This is a genomic window from Ralstonia sp. SA306 (assembly GCF_054792405.1).
This window is the reverse complement of sequence record NZ_CP096451.1, coordinates 491,117-508,965: the sequence shown is the minus strand read 5'-3', so window position 1 is coordinate 508,965 and position 17,849 is coordinate 491,117. Positions and strand designations below refer to the sequence as shown.

Sequence of the window (17,849 nt, the reverse complement as noted above, 5' to 3'; positions counted from 1 at the left end):
GATGACTGCATCTGCTGCAAGCGCACCGCGCGCGATTTGCCTGCTCGGGCCCACCGCGTCCGGCAAAACCGCCGCCGCATTGAAGCTGGCCGAACGCTGGCCGGTGGAGATCATCAGCATGGATTCCGCGCTGGTGTATCGCGGCATGGACATCGGCACGGCCAAGCCCAGCGCCGAAGAACAGGCCATCGCGCCGCATCACCTGATCGACATCATTGATCCGCTCGATGCGTATTCCGCCGCGCAGTTTGCCAATGATGCGAGCGCGCTGATCGACGCCATCCGCGCACGCGGCCGGCTGCCGCTGATCGTCGGCGGCACGATGCTGTACTACAAGGCGCTTACGCAAGGCCTCTCCGATTTGCCAGGCGCCGATCCGACCATCCGCGCGGAAATCGATGCCGAAGCGGCGCGCGACGGCTGGCCGGCGCTGCACGCCAAGCTCGCACTGGTCGATCCGGTGACGGCTGCGCGATTGCACGCGACCGATGCGCAGCGCATCCAGCGTGCGCTCGAACTGTATCGGCTGACCGGTCAGCCGATGTCCGCCCTGCTCGCCCGCGAGGTTGGCGCGAATGCGTTCCAGCAGCACGATGCAGCTGCGCCGTATCTGACGATCGCGCTGGAGCCCTCCGACCGCCTCGTGCTGCACGCGCGCATCGCACAGCGCTTTGATGCGATGCTCGCCGGCGGCCTGCTCGACGAGGTGGAACGCTTGCGCCGCCGTGGCGATCTTTCCCCCACGCTGCCATCCATCCGCTGCGTCGGGTATCGCCAGGCGTGGGCTTACCTCGAGGGCGAAATCGACATGGCTGCCCTGCGCGAACAAGGCATCGCCGCCACGCGCCAGCTCTGCAAGCGCCAGATCACCTGGCTGCGCAGCACGCCCGAGCGGCATGTGGTCGACTGCCTCGCGCCCGATTACGTCGACCAGGTCGCGCGCCTGGTCCAAACCTCACTGGAATCGCAACCACAATGACAACCACAGCGACCAGCTTCACGCTGCGCCCTGCCACACCCGACGACTGCGCCTCGCTCGTTCGCCTGATCTCTGCGCTGGCCGAGTACGAAAAGCTCACGCACCTCGTGCAAACCACGCCTGAAGCGCTGGCGACGATGCTGTTCGGGCCGCGCCCGTATTGCGAAGCGGTGCTGGCAGAGGTCGACGGGCGGGCCGTGGGCTTTGCGCTGTTCTTCCATAACTTTTCGACTTTCCTGTGCAAGCCGGGCCTGTATCTGGAAGATCTGTTCGTCGAGCCCGAATACCGCGGCCTGGGCATCGGCAAGGCACTCCTGATCCACCTCGCGCGCCTGGCACAAGAGCGCGACTGCGGCCGCTTCGAGTGGAGCGTGCTCGACTGGAACGCGCCGTCCATCGCATTCTACGAGGCCATGGGCGCCGATGTGCTGCCAGAGTGGCGCATCTGCCGCGCCACCGGCAACGCGTTGACGAAGTTGGCCGCCACCAACATGCCCGCCGGCCTCGCCGCGCAAGCCTGAATTTGACCGCAAGCTCCGGAGTGCCACGCGCACTCCCGTGAGCGTAGGCTTGGCATATTGAATCTCCGAAAGGAGCGCATATGCCGCCTTCCTCCGCCGCCGCGCATGTCAGCGCGGAGCAGCACCTTCCCAATCTTGATGGCATCGACTGGCATGCCGCTGAGGACGCCCTCAATGAGGTCGGCAGCGCCGTATTGCCCAGCCTGCTCACCCATGAAGCGTGCGACGCCCTGGCAGCGCTGTATCCGCAGGATCGCCTGTACCGCTCGCGCGTGGTGATGGAGCGCCATGGCTTCGGGCGCGGCGAATACCAGTACTTCGCCTATCCGCTGCCGGACCTGGTCGCGCAGTTGCGCACGTCGCTCTACCCGCCGCTGGCGACCATCGCCAACCGCTGGAACCAAGCCATGGTCATCGACGTGCGCTACCCGGCCCAGCACGCCGATTTCCTGCGCCGCTGTCACGAAGCCGGCCAGTTGCGCCCCACGCCGCTGATCCTGCGATACGGCCCTGGCGACTACAACTGCCTGCATCAAGATCTCTATGGCGAGCACGTCTTCCCGCTGCAGGTGGCCATCCTGCTGTCCGAACCCGGCCTGGATTTCACCGGCGGCGAATTCGTCATGACGGAGCAGCGCCCACGAATGCAATCGCGGCCTGAGGTGGTGCCACTGCGCAAGGGCGATGCAGTGGTCTTTGCGGTGCACCATCGCCCTGTACAAGGCACGCGCGGTACGTATCGCGTGAACCTGCGCCACGGTGTGAGCGGCCTGCGTTCGGGCCGACGGCATACTGTGGGCATCATCTTCCACGACGCGCTATAGCCAGTTCACCATGACGACCGGCGATCTGTTTGCCGACCACGCACCCGCCGATGACGCGCGCATCGCGCTCGGCGAGGCGGCCTTTATTTTCCGTGGCTTTGCGCTGGCGGATGCGCCGGCCCTGCTGGCGGCGGTGGACGCCATCGCACAGCAGGCCGCGTTCCGCCACATGGTCACGCCGGGCGGCTTCGAGATGTCGGTCGCGCTCACCAACAGTGGCACCCTGGGCTGGACCTCAGACCGCCGCGGCTACCGCTATGCCACGCTCGACCCGCTCACGGGAGCCGCGTGGCCGCCACTGCCCGATGTGTTCGCGCGCCTGGCGTACAACGCCGCTGCTGAAGCGGGCTTCCCCGGCTTCACGCCAGACGCCTGCCTGATCAACCGCTATGTGCCCGGCGCCCGCATGTCGCTGCATCAGGACAAAGACGAGCAGGATTACGGCGCACCCATCGTCTCGGTATCGCTCGGCATGCCAGCCGTCTTCCTGTTTGGCGGACATCGCCGCGCCGACAAGACGCAGCGCATTCCCCTTTTTCACGGCGATGTCGTCGTCTGGGGTGGCCCGGATCGCCTGCGCTATCACGGCGTTGCGCCGCTCAAAGACCACCCGCATGCACTGCTGGGCAGCCAGCGCATCAACCTCACGTTCCGCAAGGCCGGCTGACCGGCGAACCAGCGCATGTCCATTGCAGCAGACCTGTCCGAGAGCGCCTACCGGCAAGCCGCAACCTTCTTGGCCACGCTGGACGAAGACTGGGCCCGCCATATTGCCGCCATCGGCCCCTGCCGCCACACCGCCAAGCCTGCGCGCGAACCTTATGAAGCGCTGATCCGCGCGATCGCCTATCAGCAGCTGCACGCCAAGGCCGGTGACGCCATCCTCGGCCGTTTCCTCGCGCTCTATCCGGCCGCCGCTTTTCCCGCACCGCAGCAGGTGCTCGCCACAGAAGAGGCGGCGCTGCGCGCCTGCGGTTTCTCTGCGACCAAACTGGCGACCATTCGCGGCATTGCACAAGCCGCCCTCGACGGCGTCGTACCCACGCGCGAACATGCGCTGACCATGTCAGACGAAGCGCTCGTCGATCGGCTGGTGACACTGCGCGGGGTAGGCCGGTGGACGGTCGAAATGCTGCTCATCTACACGCTGGAGCGCTCCGACATCCTGCCTGCAGATGATTTCGGCGTACGCGACGGTTATCGCCGTCTGAAGCGGCTCGACACTACGCCCACGCGCAAGCAAATGGAAACGCTCGGCCTTGCATGGAGCCCATATCGAACCGTCGCGGCCTGGTATTTATGGCGGGTACCCGTCAATGTTTCAGGCGCGTGAATTCCGCAAGTCTTGCGCTAGATCAGGCCCCAACAACATATTGCTTGCGCGACATATGTCACGCCGGGATCATGCGAAAACCTTGAATTCCCGTGCGACGTTCGCTTTACTGGAAAACGTTCGCGCGCCATTTGCGCCGCCCTCATTGGTCGAGTCATCGTGGAACAGTCCCAAAACGTCGACGCGCAACGTAAATCCGAAGAGCTGCGGAGCTTCCTGTTTCTGACGGCCGTCATGGTGCCGGTTCTGTCCGTCATTATCGTGGCCGGATATGGCTTTATCGTCTGGGCGTCCCAATTGCTGAGCGGTCCGCCAACGCATTGATATACGCCCGGGGGGTTCCGAGGGCGAGCCGGGTTGTATGTTCGCGCAGCACTGATTAGAAAAAGGCGTGCATCGCCAAAACAGCGTCATGCGAAACACAAGAAAAATAGATATCCCTGTTCGGCCGGCGCCACTCGATGACGACGAATGGCATATCGCCGGCGTCCTGGTCCAGACGCGGCCAACCCATATTGCATCCGTAAGCAAGGCCATCGAAGCCATCGCCGGCAGCGAAATCCATGCAGCCAGCGATAACGGCAAGCTCGTGGTCACGCTTGAGGCGCCCAGCTCGCGCGCCATCGCAGCCCACCTGACGTTCATTCAACAGATCGACGGTGTGCTGAACACCGCCCTGATCTATCAGCACAACGAAATGGCCGACGCCATGAATGAGGAAATGGACGATGAAAGTCTCTCGCCGCGCGTTCATTAAGCAGACCGCCGCCGCCGCCACCGCTTCGGTAGCTGGCGTCACGCTTCCTGCTGGCGCCGCCAACCTTGTCACCGACAAAGAGCTGACGCAGCTCAAGTGGTCGAAGGCGCCTTGCCGATTCTGCGGCACGGGCTGCGGCGTTGAAGTCGCCGTCAAGGACAACCGCGTGGTGGCCACGCAGGGCGACCCGAAGGCCGAGGTCAATCGGGGGCTGAACTGCGTCAAGGGGTATTTCCTCTCGAAGATCATGTACGGCAAGGACCGGCTAACCCAGCCGCTGCTGCGCATGAAGAATGGCAAATACGACAAGAACGGCGATTTCACGCCCGTGAGCTGGGACCGCGCGTTCGACGAGATGGCGGCGCAGTTCAAGCGCGTCATCAAGGAAAAGGGCCCCACCGCTGTCGGCATGTTCGGCTCAGGTCAATGGACCGTTTTTGAGGGCTACGCCGCAGTCAAGCTGATGAAGGCGGGCTTCCGCTCGAACAACCTCGACCCCAACGCGCGCCATTGCATGGCTTCGGCGGTGGCCGGCTTCATGCGCACCTTCGGCATGGACGAGCCGATGGGCTGCTACGACGACTTCGAAGTCGCCGACGCGTTCGTGCTGTGGGGCTCGAACATGGCGGAGATGCACCCGATCCTGTGGTCGCGTGTGACAGACCGGCGCCTCTCCGCACCCAAGACGAAGGTCGCGGTGCTCTCGACGTTCACGCATCGCTCGTTCGATCTGGCCGACATTCCCATCGTCTTCACACCACAGGCCGATCTCGCGATGCTCAACTACATCGCGAACTACATCATCACGAACAAGAAGGTCAACACAGACTTCGTCAACAAGCACACCGTCTTCAAGCAAGGCGTGACCGACATCGGCTACGGCCTGCGGCCCGACAATCCGCTGCAGAAGGCCGCCAAGAACGCCGACAAGGTGGGCGACTCCAAGCCGATATCGTTCGACGAGTTTGCGAAGTTCGTCTCGACGTACGACCTCGACTACACCACCAAGCTGGCGAACCCGGACAAGAGCAAGGAAAAGGAATTCAAGCAGCAGCTCCAGAAGCTCGCTGAGCTGTATGCCGATCCGAAGATCAAGGTCGTGTCGTTCTGGACCATGGGTTTCAATCAGCACACCCGTGGCACCTGGGCGAACAACATGATCTACAACCTGCACCTGCTGACAGGGAAGATCGCCACGCCGGGCAACAGCCCGTTCTCGTTGACGGGCCAGCCTTCGGCCTGCGGCACCGCGCGCGAGGTGGGCACGTTCTCGCACCGCTTGCCGGCCGACATGGTGGTGACCAACCCGAAGCACCGCGAAGAAGCGGAGCACATCTGGAAGCTGCCGGCGGGCACGATCCCGGCAAAGCCGGGCTATCACGCCGTGCTGCAAAACCGCATGCTGAAGGACGGCAAGCTCAACGCCTACTGGGTGCAGGTCAACAACAACATCCAGGCCGGCGCCAACATCAACCAGGAAGGCTACCCGGGCTACCGCAATCCGGAGAACTTCATCGTTGTCTCGGACGTGTACCCCACCGTCACCGCGCTGGCCGCCGACCTGATCCTCCCGAGCGCGATGTGGGTTGAGAAGGAAGGCGCCTACGGCAACGCCGAGCGCCGCACGCAGTTCTGGCATCAGCTCGTTGATGCACCGGGGGAGGCGCGTTCCGACCTGTGGCAGTTGGTGGAGTTTTCCAAGCGCTTCAAGGTTGAAGAAGTCTGGCCCGAAGAACTCATCGCCAAGAAGCCCGAGCTGCGCGGCAAGACGCTCTACGACGTGCTCTACCGCAACGGCAACGTCGACAAGTTCCCCCTTAAGGACGTCGACCCGGAATACAACAATGCCGAAGCCAAGGCATTCGGTTTCTACCTCCAGAAGGGCCTGTTCGAGGAGTACGCAAGCTTCGGACGCGGCCACGGCCACGACCTGGCACCGTTCGACGACTATCACAAGGCGCGCGGATTGCGCTGGCCGGTAGTCAACGGCAAAGAGACGCGCTGGCGCTACAAAGAAGGCAGCGATCCGTACGTCAAGGCCGGTACCGGCTACCAGTTCTACGGCAACCCGGACGGGAAGGCGGTGATCTTCGCCCTGCCCTACGAGGCACCGCCGGAAGTGCCGGACAAGGAATACCCGTTCTGGTTGTCGACCGGCCGCGTGCTGGAGCACTGGCACTCGGGTTCGATGACGCGCCGGGTGCCCGAGCTGTATCGCGCCTTCCCGAACGCGGTCTGCTTCATGCATCCGGAAGATGCGAAGGCGCTGGGGCTGCGACGTGGTGTCGAGGTCGAGGTGATCTCGCGGCGCGGCAAGATGCGCACCCGCATTGAAACGCGCGGCCGCAATCAGCCGCCGAAGGGCCTGGTGTTCGTGCCCTGGTTCGATGCGAGCCAGCTCATCAACAAGGTCACACTGGATGCAACCTGCCCGATCTCGCTGCAGACGGATTTCAAGAAATGTGCCGTCAAGATCGTGAAGGTCTGACGAGCACGGGCAGACGACACACGCGCAACAGGAAAATGTCATGAAGCTCAGCCGACTCTTGGGACTGCCAGCCGCCATCTGCGCGCTGTTGCTGGCGACCCTTGCCAACTTGCCCGCGCAGGCTCAAGGCGTGGTCGACGCCATGCGCGGCTCGACGCCGATCACCGCCGAATCGACACCGCCGATCCTGTATCCCACCGAGAACAGGGACGTGCGCCGCGAGCGCAACTACACCGGGCAGCCGCCGACGATTCCGCACAAGATCGACGGGACGTACATGTATCAGATCAACAAGGACCACAACGGTTGTCTGTCCTGCCATGCGCGTACGAAGGCCGAAGAGATGCGCGCTATTGCGATCAGCCCCACGCACTACGTTGACCGCGATGGCCATCAACTGGCCGACGTTTCGCCGCGCCGATTCTTCTGCACGCAATGCCACGTGCCGCAGGCCGACGCCAAGCCGCTTATCACCAATACGTTTGTCGATGTCGATGAACTGCTCAAACGCAAGCCTGATGGCAAGAGCGTTGGCAAGAACTGAGGCGGTGCAGCCATGTTCGACCTGATCAAGCGCTACTGGCGCACCATCAACCGGCCCAGCGCGTATTTCAGCCTGGGCTTTCTGACGTTGGGCGGCTTTGTTGCCGGCGTGGTGTTCTGGGGTGCGTTCAACACCGCGATGGAAGTGACCAACACCGAGGCGTTCTGCACGGGCTGCCACGAAATGCACGACAACGTGTATCAAGAGCTACAGAGCACGATCCACTACACCAACCGCAGCGGTGTGCGCGCCATCTGCTCCAACTGTCACGTTCCGCACGCCTGGACGAACAAGATTGCACGGAAGATGCAGGCATCCAAGGAAGTGTGGGGCAAGATTTTCGGCACGATCGACACGCGCGAGAAATTCGAGGCACACCGGCTCGAACTGGCCCAGCACGAATGGGATCGACTCAAGGCCAACGATTCATTGGAATGCCGTAACTGTCACAACTACGACTCGATGGACTTCACGCGGCAAAGCCCGCGCGCGTCGGCCATGCACGCCCAATATCTGGGCAGCAAAGAGAAAACCTGTATCGACTGCCACAAGGGTATTGCGCACCATCTGCCCGACATGTCGAAGATGAAGACCGAGTAAAGCACGTGAACGTGCTGCCGGCGCTAGACCCCGTTTCACTCAGCCCCCCAATGCCGTGCTTGTTGCCAGCCAACTGACGTTTTCGCGCGCCGGCCGTCGGATCTTCCGCGAGCTGGACCTCTCGGTGTCGGCGGGCGAGCTGGTGCAGGTAACGGGCGCGAACGGCAGCGGCAAGACCACCCTGCTGCGCGTGCTCTGCGGCCTTCTGGCACCGGCAAGCGGCGCGCTCACGTGGCATGGTGCGCCCGTACGCAGCGGCGACCCCGCCTTCCTCAATGCGCTTTGCTACGTTGGCCACACCAACGGCATCGACCCAGATCTCACTGTGACGGAGAGCCTGCGTCTGGCCATGCAACTGGCCGGATCGCACGATTCGGCATCCGAGCCGTTTTGCGTCGGCCAAGCGCTGGAAGCGCTCGAACTCGGCAAGCTGGCCGCCACGCCCGTGCGCAAGCTTTCGCAAGGCCAGCGTCGGCGAGTGGCGCTGGCGCGCTTACTGCTCGCGCGGCGCGAACTGTGGCTGCTCGACGAACCGATCGCCTCGCTTGACGACCGCGCAGCCGACCTCTTCACAGCACAGCTCGATGCGCACCTGCGTGCAGGCGGCATGGCAATCATGGCCACGCATCAGTTGCTGTCGCGTCCGCACGGGGCAAATCGCGTGCTTCGGCTTGGGGGCACCGCATGAAGCCGATGCTGATGGCCATCCTGCGGCACGATCTGGCGCTGTCATGGCGGCGGCGCGGCAACCTCGTCGGTGGCGTGGTGTTCTACGTCATTGCGGCGAGCCTCTTCCCCCTGGCCATCGGCCCCGACCCGCAACAGTTGCGCATGCTTGCGCCGGGCATCCTGTGGGTCGCGGCGCTGCTGGCGTCGATGCTCTCGCTCTCTCGGTTGTTTGCGCAGGAGCACGCTGATGGCAGCCTCGATCAATTGCTGCTGTCGCCACATCCGCTTGCCCTGATTGTGCTGACGAAGATTGCCGCGCACTGGCTCGCGAGCGGCTTGCCGTTGCTGCTGCTGACGCCCATCCTGGCCCAGCAGTACAGCCTGCCGCTGCATGCAACGCTGCTGCTGACAGCCACGCTGCTGATCGGCACGCCTGCCATTGCGCTGATCGGCGCCGTTGGTGCAGCGCTCACGCTGGGCGTGCGCAATGGCGCAGCGCTGCTGTGCATCCTCGTCCTGCCGTTGTGTGTGCCCGTGCTTGTGTTTGGTGCGGGCGCGGGTTCGGCGGCCGATGCGGGGCTTGATGTCATGCCGCATTTCTCGCTGCTGGGCGCTTGCCTGGCGCTATCGCTGTTTGTCTGCCCGCTGGCCGCCGCCGCCGGGCTGCGCATTGCCGTGGAATGACGCGATGACGAACCGCTCCGGACTCCACAGCACCTCCATCGCTGCGCGCCAACCTGTTTTCCAACGCTGGAACTGGCTCGCGTATGCGTCGCCCGTGCGGTTTGATCCGCTCGCACGCAAGTTGGCGCCGTGGTTTGGTGTGGCCGCACTCCTGTTCCTCGTCGCCGGCCTCTACGTCGGTTTTGTTGTGGCGCCAACCGATGCGCAACAGGGCGAGGTCTACCGGATCATCTTCCTGCACGTGCCGGCTGCATGGATGTCGATGTTCATCTATCTGGTGATGGCCGGCTATTGCGCGCTGGCGCTGGTGCTGCGCACGCGGCTTTCGTCGATGATGGCCTCGGCGCTGGCGCCCACCGGCGCGCTGTTCACCGCCATTGCGCTGTGGACAGGCGCGCTGTGGGGCAAGCCAACGTGGGGCACGTGGTGGGTGTGGGATGCGCGGCTGACGTCGGAGTTGCTGCTGCTGTTTCTGTACCTCGGCTTCATTGCACTGGAGAGCGCCATTGAAGACCCGCGCCGCGCCGAACGCGCCTGTGCCGTGCTTGCCGTGGTGGGCGTGGTCAACATCCCCGTGATCTATTTCTCGGTGCAGTGGTGGAACACGCTGCATCAGGGCGCGTCCATCAGCCTGACGGCGGCTCCGTCCATGGCGATGACGATGTTGCTCGGCATGTTGCTGATGACGCTCGCGTGCTGGATGTACAGCATCTGCGTGGCGCTGATTCGCGTGCGTTGCATCATGCGCGAGCGCGCCGACGATGACCACAATCTGAGCACGCCGGCATGAGCCAGTTCTCCGTCAATCACGTCGACTATATTGCGGGCGCGTTTGCCGTGGCCGCCATCTGCATCGCGGCCGAGTTGCTGCTGCTCGCTCGCCGCTGGCACGCAGCCAATCGCACCGATCACTCGCATCCTGACGGCAGCGACCAATGACACGCAGACAACGCCGCCTCGGCATCCTGCTCGCCGCGCTGGTGTGCGCGGGTGCGGCTACCGCCCTCACGCTGAATGCGTTCCGCTCCAATCTGGTGTTCTTCTTCAGCCCAAGCCAGATCGCCGCCAAGGAAGCGCCTGTTGCACAGGTCTTTCGACTGGGTGGCCTGGTCGAACGCGGCTCCATCCAACGCGAACGTGACGGCATGACCATCCGCTTTGTCGTCACCGACACAGCGCGCGGTGTGCCGGTCGTCTACCACGGCTTGCTGCCGGACCTGTTCCGCGAGGGCAAGGGCGTGGTCGCGCGCGGGCGGCTGGGCGAGGATGGTGTCTTCGTCGCCAATGAGGTGCTTGCCAAGCACGACGAAAATTACATGCCGCCCGAAGCCGCTGATGCCTTACGCCGCGCCGCGCAAGTCAACGAACAAATGGCGAAGGAATCTGCCCGGAGCGCGTCGCGATGATTGCCGAGCTGGGCCACTTCGCGTTGATCCTGGCGTTGCTGACTGCTGTCATGCAATCCGTGCTGCCGCTGGTTGGCGCGGCGCGCGACAACCAGCGCTGGATGGCCGTGGCGCGTCCCGCTGCGCGCATGCAGTGCGCGCTGGTGCTGCTGGCGTACAGCGCGCTGACGTGGGCTTTCGTCAGCAACGACTTCAGCGTGCTCTATGTCGCCGCCAACTCGAACAGCGCGCTGCCGCTGCCCTATCGCGTTGCCGCAGTGTGGGGCGGCCACGAGGGGTCGATGTTGCTGTGGACGACGATGCTGGCGCTGTGGTCGCTGGCCGTGTCGTTGTTCAGCCGACAACTGCCGTTGCCCGTCGTGGCGCGCGTACTGGGCGTGATGGGCGCGATCAGCACGGGGCTGCTGCTTTTCCTGCTGTTGGTGTCCAACCCGTTCCTGCGCCTGTTGCCGCCGGCCATGGAAGGGCGCGACCTCAACCCGCTGCTGCAGGACCCCGGCATGGTGTCGCATCCGCCCATGCTCTACATGGGTTACGTGGGCTTTGCGGTGGCGTTTTCGTTTGCGATGGCCGCGCTCCTGTCGGGTCGGCTCGATGCCACTTGGGCGCGCTGGTCTCGGCCCTGGACAACCGCCGCCTGGGCATGCCTGACGACCGGCATCATGCTCGGCAGCGCCTGGGCGTACTACGAACTCGGCTGGGGCGGCTGGTGGTTCTGGGACCCGGTCGAAAATGCCTCGTTCATGCCGTGGCTGGCAGGCACGGCGCTGATCCATTCGTTGGCGGTGACGGAGAAGCGAGGCGTGTTCCGCGCGTGGACGGCGCTGCTCGCCATCTTCACGTTCTCGTTGAGCCTGCTCGGCACGTTCCTCGTCCGTTCGGGCGTGCTGACGTCAGTGCATGCTTTTGCGGTGGACCCAAAGCGCGGTCTGTTCATCCTGGCCCTGCTGGGCATCGTGACGGGCGGTGCGCTGGCTCTGTTTGCGTGGCGCGCAAAGCGGTTGTCCAGCGGCGCCTCGGAAGGTGCGACGTTCTCGCTGTTCGCGCGTGAATCGTTTCTGCTGGCCAACAACGTGCTCCTCGCGGTGGCTGCCGCCACGGTGCTGCTTGGCACGCTTTATCCGCTGGTGCTGGATGTGCTGCAGCTGGGCAAGATTTCGGTCGGTCCGGCGTATTTCGAGCAAGTCTTTGTGCCGCTGATGTCTCCTGCGGTGCTGCTGATGGGCGCGGCGCCACTGGCGCGCTGGCGTCACGGCGCGCTGCCGTCGATGGCCGTGCGGCTGCGCTGGGCGGCGGTGGCGAGTGTTGTCGTCGGGCTTGGGCTGGCGGTGTTTTATGGAACGTCCGCGCTGGCGGGCCTCGGGCTGACGCTGGCCGCATGGTGTCTTGCGAGTGCGCTGGCCAGTCTGGCCGAAAAACTTCGCCAGCCCGGCAATCGACTGATGACGCTGCGACAGTTGCCGCCGAGCTACTTCGGCATGCTGGTAGCGCACGCAGGGGTGGGGGTGTTCATCGCAGGCGTCACGCTGGTGCTCAGCCAGGAGACGCTACGCGAGCTGCCGGTGCGCGTGGGCGGCACAGTTGAGGTGGGTGGCTACATGTTCCACCTCACCAACGTTGCGCCGGCGCAGGGCCCGAATTACAACGTCTTGCGTGGCCACGTCGAAGTCAGCCACAACGGCAAACCGGTGGCCACGCTGCTGCCCGAGCGGCGCCTGTACCGCAGCCAGGAAACCCCCACGACCGAAGTCGCCATCGACACCGGCATCACACGAGACCTCTATGTCGCGCTGGGCGAATCACTCGGACAAGACAACTGGGCTATGCGCATCTACATCAAGCCCTTCGTCAGCTGGATCTGGGGCGGCTGTGTGCTGATGGTGCTGGGCGGCCTGCTGGCGGTGTGCGATCGCCGCTACCGGCTGCGCCGCCGCTCCACAGCGCCGCGCACCACACCCGACGCTGCACTGGCCGGCCCATCACTGGCGATGCCGGCGACCGAGGAGCCACGGTGAAGCTGCGCTACGTGCTGCCGCTGGCAGCGTTCTTCGTTCTGGTGATTGCGCTGGCGGCGGGGCTGTCGCGTGACCCGCGTGAACTGCCCTCGCCGCTGGTCGGCAAACCCGCCCCGGCGTTCAGGCTGACGGCACTGGAATCGACTGCCGGCCCGATCACGCCGCAAGACCTGCGCGGCAAGGTGTGGATGCTCAACGTCTGGGCGTCGTGGTGCACCGCCTGCCGCGCAGAGCACGCCGTGCTGAACGCGTTCGCCAAGCAATCCTCCGTGCCGATCTACGGGCTGAATTACAAGGACGACGCCGACGCTGCACGCGCGTGGCTCAAACACATGGGCGATCCGTATGTCGCGTCACTCATCGACGCAGACGGCAAGGTCGGCATCGACTACGGCGTCTACGGCGTGCCGGAGACCTTCGTCATCGATCGCGCCGGCGTGATCCGCTACAGGCAGGTCGGCCCCGTGACGGCCGAGTCGATGGAACGCAAGATCGTGCCGCTTCTGCAGCAACTGGCGCAGGAAGGTGATCATGCATAAGCGCCTGGCCGCGCTCGTTATGGCAGGCGTCGCGGCGTTCGCGTTGCAGATGCCCGCCTATGCCGCAGCGGCGGACGTCGATCTCGACACCCGTGTCCACGCGCTGTCGGAGCAACTGCGCTGCCTCGTGTGCCAGAACCAGACCCTCGCCGATTCCAACGCCGACCTGGCCGTCGACTTGCGCCGCCAGATTCGAGAACAACTCCGTGCCGGCGCCACCGAGGCCGCCGTAAAGGACTACCTCGTGCAGCGCTATGGCGATTTCGTCCTGTACCGGCCGCCCGTCAAGCCGCTGACCTATCTGCTGTGGTTCGGCCCAGCACTGTTGCTGATGGCGGTGGTATTCGGCATCGTGTCGTCCCGCAAACAGCAGAAGGCGCCCCCTGCCGAGATGGACGCTGACGCGCAAGCGCGCCTCGCCGCCCTGCTTGCAGGGTCGCTACCGGAAGATCCCCGCCCATGACCGTGATGACCTTGTTCTGGCTGCTGGCGGCCGCCCTCACAGCCGTCACCATTGCAGTTCTGCTGACGCCGTTGTTGCGACGCGCGCGCAACGATGTGGGCGATACGTTCATCCAGAGCCCCACCGCGCGCAGCCAGATGATCCGCTGGTACCAAGACCAGCTGCGCGAGTTGGATGCCGACCTGCGCACCGGCGCTATCGATGCGGCGGGCCACGCACACGCACGCGCAGAGCTTGGCCGGCGGTTGCTGGACGATACGGCCGACACCGCCAGCACCTCGCAGGTGCGCCCCGACCGCCGCGCCGTTCTGCTCGCTGCAGTGCTGCTGGCTGCGTTGCCCACGTCCGCCGTGCTGCTCTACCAGCACCTTGGCAAGCCCGCCTCGCTGTGGATGCCGGGCGACATGATGACCGCCGCTCGCAGCGATCACACCGGTGGAGACGCGCAGATCGAATCGATGGTCAACAGCCTCGCGCAACGGCTGCGCGACACGCCCGACGACGCACCCGGCTGGGCATTGCTCGCGCGGTCCTACAGCACGATGGAGCGCCCCGCCGACGCCGTCGCCGCCTATGCGAAGGCGGTGGCCCTTGCCCCCGACGTCGCCAGCCTGCGTGCCGATTACGCCGACGCACTCGCTACCGCCCAGGGCGGCGCCCTCGCTGGTGCGCCCATGGAGCAGGTGCGCCTCGCCCTGAAGGCCGACCCGGACGAGCCCAAAGCGCTGGCACTGGCTGCTTCCGCCGCCGTCGAACGTGGTGACGTGAGCGATGCAATCGCGCAGTGGGAACACCTGTACCGGCTGCTGCCGCCCGAATCTGCCGGCGCCAAACAGATCGCCGCCAACTTGGCCGCCGCGCGCGCCGATCAGCAAAAAGCACCCGGCGGCAAGTGACGCGAGCGGTGCTTCGAATTTGACCGCAAGACCCGGAGTGCCCGGCCAGACGGACGTACCTACAGTACAGTCATCGCAGTCCACTGGATGACGCCATGCAAACCTCCGCCCGCCCCGTATCGGACAACCCCCTCGTTGCACACGACCCGCGCTGGGCTCGCGTGCTGGCGCGCGATGCCTCTGCCGACGGGCAATTCGTCTATGCGGTGAAGACCACTGGCGTGTATTGCCAGCCGAGCAGCCCGTCGCGCCTGCCGCGCCCGGAAAACGTCGAATTCTTCGACACGCCTGCCGACGCAGAAGCCGCCGGTTACCGTCCGAGCCGCCGCGCTGCCCCGGATCAGACCACCGTGCGCGCGCAGCAAACCGCGCTTGTCGCGCAGGCCTGCCGCCGCATCGAGGCAGCCGACACACCGCCCACGCTCGACGCGCTCGCGCAAGACGCCGGCCTGAGCCCGTATCACTTCCATCGCCTGTTCAAGAGCGTCACGGGCCTCACGCCCAAGGGCTACGCCGATGCGCATCGCGCCCGCAAGCTGCGAGCGCAACTGGGACGCGGCAGCACGGTCACCGAGGCCATTTACGACGCCGGGTTCAACGCGAGCAGCCGCTTCTACGAGGCGTCCGACAACGTGCTCGGCATGACAGCCAGCCGCTACCGCGCAGGCGGCGCCCAAACGACGATCCGCTTCGCGGTGGGCGAATGCTCGCTCGGTTCGATCCTGGTGGCGCAGAGCGATCGCGGCATCTGCGCGATCCTGATGGGCGACGACCCCGACGCCCTCGTGCGCGATCTGCAGGACACGTTCCGGAAGGCCGAACTCATCGGTGGCGATGCGGGCTTTGAAGACCTCGTGGCTCGCGTGGTGGGGCTGATCGAAGCGCCATCCATCGGGCTAGAGCTGCCGCTGGACGTGCGCGGCACTGCGTTCCAAGAACGCGTGTGGCAAGCGCTGCGCGAAGTCCCGCCGGGCAGCACCACAAGCTACGCCGAGATTGCCGCGCGCATCGGCGCACCCAAGGCGGTACGCGCAGTGGCGCAGGCCTGTGCGGCCAATCACATTGCGGTGGCCATCCCGTGCCACCGCGTGATCCGCCGAGACGGCAACACCTCGGGCTATCGCTGGGGCGTGGAGCGCAAGCTGGCGCTGCTGGAGCGCGAAGCGCAATCCGCCGCATGAAACCGCGTGAGAACGTGGACCCTCATCGGCGCCAGCGGCCAACCCTATGAGAGCGCCGTGCCCGGCACGCTGGGCGGGCATCGGCGGGCACGCATCTATGGCCGGCTCGATTGCGCGGCTGCACGCCGGGCCATTGCACGCGGCGGTTACGTGCGCCATCGCGTGTTCTTCCTCAACGAAGCCGACGCGCGTACCGCAAGCTACCGGCCTTGCGCGGTGTGCATGCCGCAGGCGTATGCGGCATGGAAACGATCGGTCAGTTCCGGGTAAAGTCGTGGGCTGAACATCGCCGACACGCTCCGCACATCATGACCAAACCCCTTCTGCTTGCCGCGCTCACCGCTCTCGCGCTGGCGGGCTGTGGCCGCTCCGACGACGCGCACAAGCCTGCCGCGCCCGCTCCGGCTTCCGCACCTACAGCCTCGGCCCCCGGTGCATCCAGCGCGGCCAATGCGCCGGCCGCCAGCGCGCCCGCCGTCAGTGAAGCGGAACAGACCAAGGCCGTCGATCTGGCCCGCGCCGCCATCGACAAGTACAAGCTGACCACCCTGCCGCAGGAGTGCCTGTCGTTCCTGGTAGACCGGGCCGATGACACCCACAACAGCGTCGAAGTGCTGGAAAACCACACGCCGGCGTGCGGCGGCGACCCGAACACCGCACCGCGCGTCGTCACGTTGCTCATCGACAAGAACACCGGCGCACTGCAGAAGGACGACCCGGCCACCGGCGAATACGTCCCGCTGAAATAAGCGCCCGCAAGACGACGCGCATAAAAAAACCGCCGAATGCATCGGCGGTTTTTTGTTGGTGCGAACCTCGCGTCAGACCACGATCGTCTGCGCTTCGCCCGCTTGGCGTGCGCGGATTTCGCCGATCTGGTAGACCGTCTCGCCCGCGTCCTTCAGGTGCGCGATGGCGGCCGGTGCATCGGCTGCCGACACGATCACCACCATGCCGATGCCGCAGTTGAACACGCGGTGCATTTCGTCATCGGCCACGTTGCCGGCCTTCTGCAGCCACTGGAACAGCGGCGGCAGCGTCCATGCGTCCTTGTGCAGCACGGCGGTCAGGTTGTCTTGCAGCACGCGCGGCACGTTTTCGGTCAAACCACCGCCGGTGATGTGCGCCATGCCCTTGACGGTCAGCTTGTCGATCAGCGACAGCAGCGGCTTCACGTAGATGCGCGTCGGCGCCATGATGGCGTCCTGCAGGCGCTGGCCGTGGAAATCCGCATTCAGGTCCGGGCGCGACACCTCGATGATCTTGCGCACCAGCGAGTAGCCGTTCGAATGCGCCCCCGACGATGCCAGGCCCAGCACCACGTCGCCCTCGGCAATGGTCGTGCCGTCGATGATCTTGCGCTTTTCGACGGCGCCGACGGCAAAGCCGGCCAGGTCGTATTCGCCGTCCGGATACATGCTCGGCATTTCAGCGGTTTCGCCGCCGATCAGCGCGCAGCCGGCCAGCTCACAGCCCTGGGCGATGCCCTTGACCACGGTGGCGGCGGTGTCGACGTCCAGCTTGCCGCAGGCGAAGTAATCCAGGAAGAACAGCGGCTCGGCACCCTGCACCAGGATGTCGTTCACGCTCATGGCGACCAGATCCTGGCCAACCGTGTCATGGCGGTTCAGCGCAAAGGCCAGCTTGAGCTTGGTGCCCACGCCGTCGGTACCGGACACCAGCACCGGCTCCTGATACTTCTTGGACAGCTCGAACAGCGCGCCGAAGCCGCCGATGCCGCCCAGCACGCCTTCGCGCATGGTGCGCTTGGCAAACGGCTTGATGCGGTCGACAAGGGCGTCACCCGCCTCGATGTCGACGCCCGCGTCGCGGTAAGACAGGCCGGTCGATGCGGATGGGGTTTCGGAAGCGCTCATACAGTCGTCTGAATTGAAAAAACCGGGAAAGAAAGCGAGACGGCGGCGGGAAGTCACAAAAATCGGACCCGCC

23 protein-coding genes are annotated in these 17,849 nt (G+C 65.0%); 22 read left to right on the top strand and 1 reads right to left on the bottom strand.

Going from position 1 to position 17,849, the window contains the following annotated elements; all coding sequences use genetic code 11:
• Position 1 precedes the first annotated feature (1 nt).
• The 22 genes from miaA to M1D44_RS02305 all read left to right on the top strand — a co-directional run bounded on the left by miaA (position 2) and on the right by M1D44_RS02305 (position 16,648).
• Positions 2–979, top strand: a complete 978-nt coding sequence (gene miaA / locus M1D44_RS02410) for a tRNA (adenosine(37)-N6)-dimethylallyltransferase MiaA (RefSeq protein WP_112183789.1) — start codon at positions 2–4, stop codon at positions 977–979.
• Positions 976–1,500 (top strand): GNAT family N-acetyltransferase, encoded by a 525-nt coding sequence (locus M1D44_RS02405; protein ID WP_024974868.1) that lies wholly within the window; start codon positions 976–978, stop codon positions 1,498–1,500. Before miaA ends, M1D44_RS02405 begins: the two co-directional genes overlap by 4 nt.
• An 80-nt stretch (positions 1,501–1,580) precedes the next feature.
• Positions 1,581–2,324: a 2OG-Fe(II) oxygenase gene (locus M1D44_RS02400; RefSeq protein ID WP_439004492.1), complete on the top strand. Its 744-nt coding sequence runs from the start codon at positions 1,581–1,583 to the stop codon at positions 2,322–2,324.
• Positions 2,325–2,334: 10 nt separating this feature from the next.
• Positions 2,335–2,991: a DNA oxidative demethylase AlkB gene (gene alkB, locus M1D44_RS02395; RefSeq protein WP_112183785.1), complete on the top strand. Its 657-nt coding sequence runs from the start codon at positions 2,335–2,337 to the stop codon at positions 2,989–2,991.
• A 15-nt stretch (positions 2,992–3,006) separates the two neighbouring features.
• Entirely contained in the window at positions 3,007–3,657 is a 651-nt protein-coding gene (locus M1D44_RS02390) for a DNA-3-methyladenine glycosylase family protein (protein ID WP_112183783.1), read from the top strand.
• 159 nt (positions 3,658–3,816) lie between these two features.
• Positions 3,817–3,981 carry a periplasmic nitrate reductase, NapE protein gene (gene napE / locus M1D44_RS02385; RefSeq protein ID WP_080693634.1) on the top strand — a complete coding sequence of 55 codons (165 nt, stop codon included), beginning with the start codon at positions 3,817–3,819 and terminating at the stop codon, positions 3,979–3,981.
• 88 nt (positions 3,982–4,069) lie between these two features.
• Positions 4,070–4,414, top strand: a complete 345-nt coding sequence (locus M1D44_RS02380) for a chaperone NapD (RefSeq protein WP_024974864.1) — start codon at positions 4,070–4,072, stop codon at positions 4,412–4,414.
• The gene (gene napA / locus M1D44_RS02375; RefSeq protein WP_024974863.1) at positions 4,386–6,902 is read left to right on the top strand and encodes a periplasmic nitrate reductase subunit alpha; all 2,517 of its coding nucleotides are present in this window, start codon (positions 4,386–4,388) and stop codon (positions 6,900–6,902) included. Before M1D44_RS02380 ends, napA begins: the two co-directional genes overlap by 29 nt.
• 40 nt (positions 6,903–6,942) lie before the next feature.
• Positions 6,943–7,446 (top strand): nitrate reductase cytochrome c-type subunit, encoded by a 504-nt coding sequence (locus M1D44_RS02370; protein WP_024974862.1) that lies wholly within the window; start codon positions 6,943–6,945, stop codon positions 7,444–7,446.
• A 12-nt stretch (positions 7,447–7,458) separates the two neighbouring features.
• Positions 7,459–8,046, top strand: a complete 588-nt coding sequence (locus tag M1D44_RS02365) for a cytochrome c3 family protein (RefSeq protein WP_024974861.1) — start codon at positions 7,459–7,461, stop codon at positions 8,044–8,046.
• Positions 8,047–8,101: 55 nt separating this feature from the next.
• A complete protein-coding gene (ccmA, locus tag M1D44_RS02360; protein ID WP_112183779.1) occupies positions 8,102–8,734 on the top strand; it encodes a cytochrome c biogenesis heme-transporting ATPase CcmA in 633 nt (210 codons plus the stop codon).
• The gene (gene ccmB, locus M1D44_RS02355) at positions 8,731–9,399 is read left to right on the top strand and encodes a heme exporter protein CcmB (protein ID WP_024974859.1); all 669 of its coding nucleotides are present in this window, start codon (positions 8,731–8,733) and stop codon (positions 9,397–9,399) included. The genes ccmA and ccmB overlap by 4 nt, the downstream gene beginning before the upstream one ends.
• A gap of 4 nt (positions 9,400–9,403) precedes the next feature.
• Positions 9,404–10,189 (top strand): heme ABC transporter permease CcmC, encoded by a 786-nt coding sequence (gene ccmC, locus M1D44_RS02350; protein WP_316853069.1) that lies wholly within the window; start codon positions 9,404–9,406, stop codon positions 10,187–10,189.
• Positions 10,186–10,338, top strand: a complete 153-nt coding sequence (locus tag M1D44_RS02345; protein WP_316853068.1) for a hypothetical protein — start codon at positions 10,186–10,188, stop codon at positions 10,336–10,338. The genes ccmC and M1D44_RS02345 overlap by 4 nt, the downstream gene beginning before the upstream one ends.
• A complete protein-coding gene (gene ccmE, locus M1D44_RS02340; protein WP_316684178.1) occupies positions 10,335–10,805 on the top strand; it encodes a cytochrome c maturation protein CcmE in 471 nt (156 codons plus the stop codon). The genes M1D44_RS02345 and ccmE overlap by 4 nt, the downstream gene beginning before the upstream one ends.
• Entirely contained in the window at positions 10,802–12,820 is a 2,019-nt protein-coding gene (locus tag M1D44_RS02335) for a heme lyase CcmF/NrfE family subunit (protein ID WP_316853067.1), read from the top strand. The genes ccmE and M1D44_RS02335 overlap by 4 nt, the downstream gene beginning before the upstream one ends.
• On the top strand, positions 12,817–13,359 hold the full coding sequence (locus M1D44_RS02330) for a DsbE family thiol:disulfide interchange protein (RefSeq protein WP_316853066.1): 543 nt from the start codon (positions 12,817–12,819) through the stop codon (positions 13,357–13,359). Before M1D44_RS02335 ends, M1D44_RS02330 begins: the two co-directional genes overlap by 4 nt.
• Complete coding sequence (locus M1D44_RS02325) at positions 13,352–13,822, top strand: cytochrome c-type biogenesis protein (RefSeq protein WP_112184295.1); 471 nt, start codon at positions 13,352–13,354, stop codon at positions 13,820–13,822. The genes M1D44_RS02330 and M1D44_RS02325 overlap by 8 nt, the downstream gene beginning before the upstream one ends.
• Positions 13,819–14,718, top strand: a complete 900-nt coding sequence (gene ccmI, locus M1D44_RS02320) for a c-type cytochrome biogenesis protein CcmI (protein ID WP_316853065.1) — start codon at positions 13,819–13,821, stop codon at positions 14,716–14,718. Before M1D44_RS02325 ends, ccmI begins: the two co-directional genes overlap by 4 nt.
• A gap of 95 nt (positions 14,719–14,813) precedes the next feature.
• On the top strand, positions 14,814–15,899 hold the full coding sequence (gene ada / locus M1D44_RS02315) for a bifunctional DNA-binding transcriptional regulator/O6-methylguanine-DNA methyltransferase Ada (RefSeq protein ID WP_316684183.1): 1,086 nt from the start codon (positions 14,814–14,816) through the stop codon (positions 15,897–15,899).
• A gap of 6 nt (positions 15,900–15,905) precedes the next feature.
• On the top strand, positions 15,906–16,169 hold the full coding sequence (locus M1D44_RS02310; RefSeq protein ID WP_316853064.1) for an Ada metal-binding domain-containing protein: 264 nt from the start codon (positions 15,906–15,908) through the stop codon (positions 16,167–16,169).
• A 38-nt stretch (positions 16,170–16,207) separates the two neighbouring features.
• Entirely contained in the window at positions 16,208–16,648 is a 441-nt protein-coding gene (locus tag M1D44_RS02305) for a hypothetical protein (RefSeq protein WP_024974850.1), read from the top strand.
• 72 nt (positions 16,649–16,720) lie between these two features.
• Here the strand turns inward: M1D44_RS02305 and purM are convergent, their stop codons facing one another.
• Positions 16,721–17,776 (bottom strand): phosphoribosylformylglycinamidine cyclo-ligase, encoded by a 1,056-nt coding sequence (gene purM, locus M1D44_RS02300; RefSeq protein WP_024974849.1) that lies wholly within the window; start codon positions 17,774–17,776, stop codon positions 16,721–16,723.
• Positions 17,777–17,849: the final 73 nt, after the last annotated feature.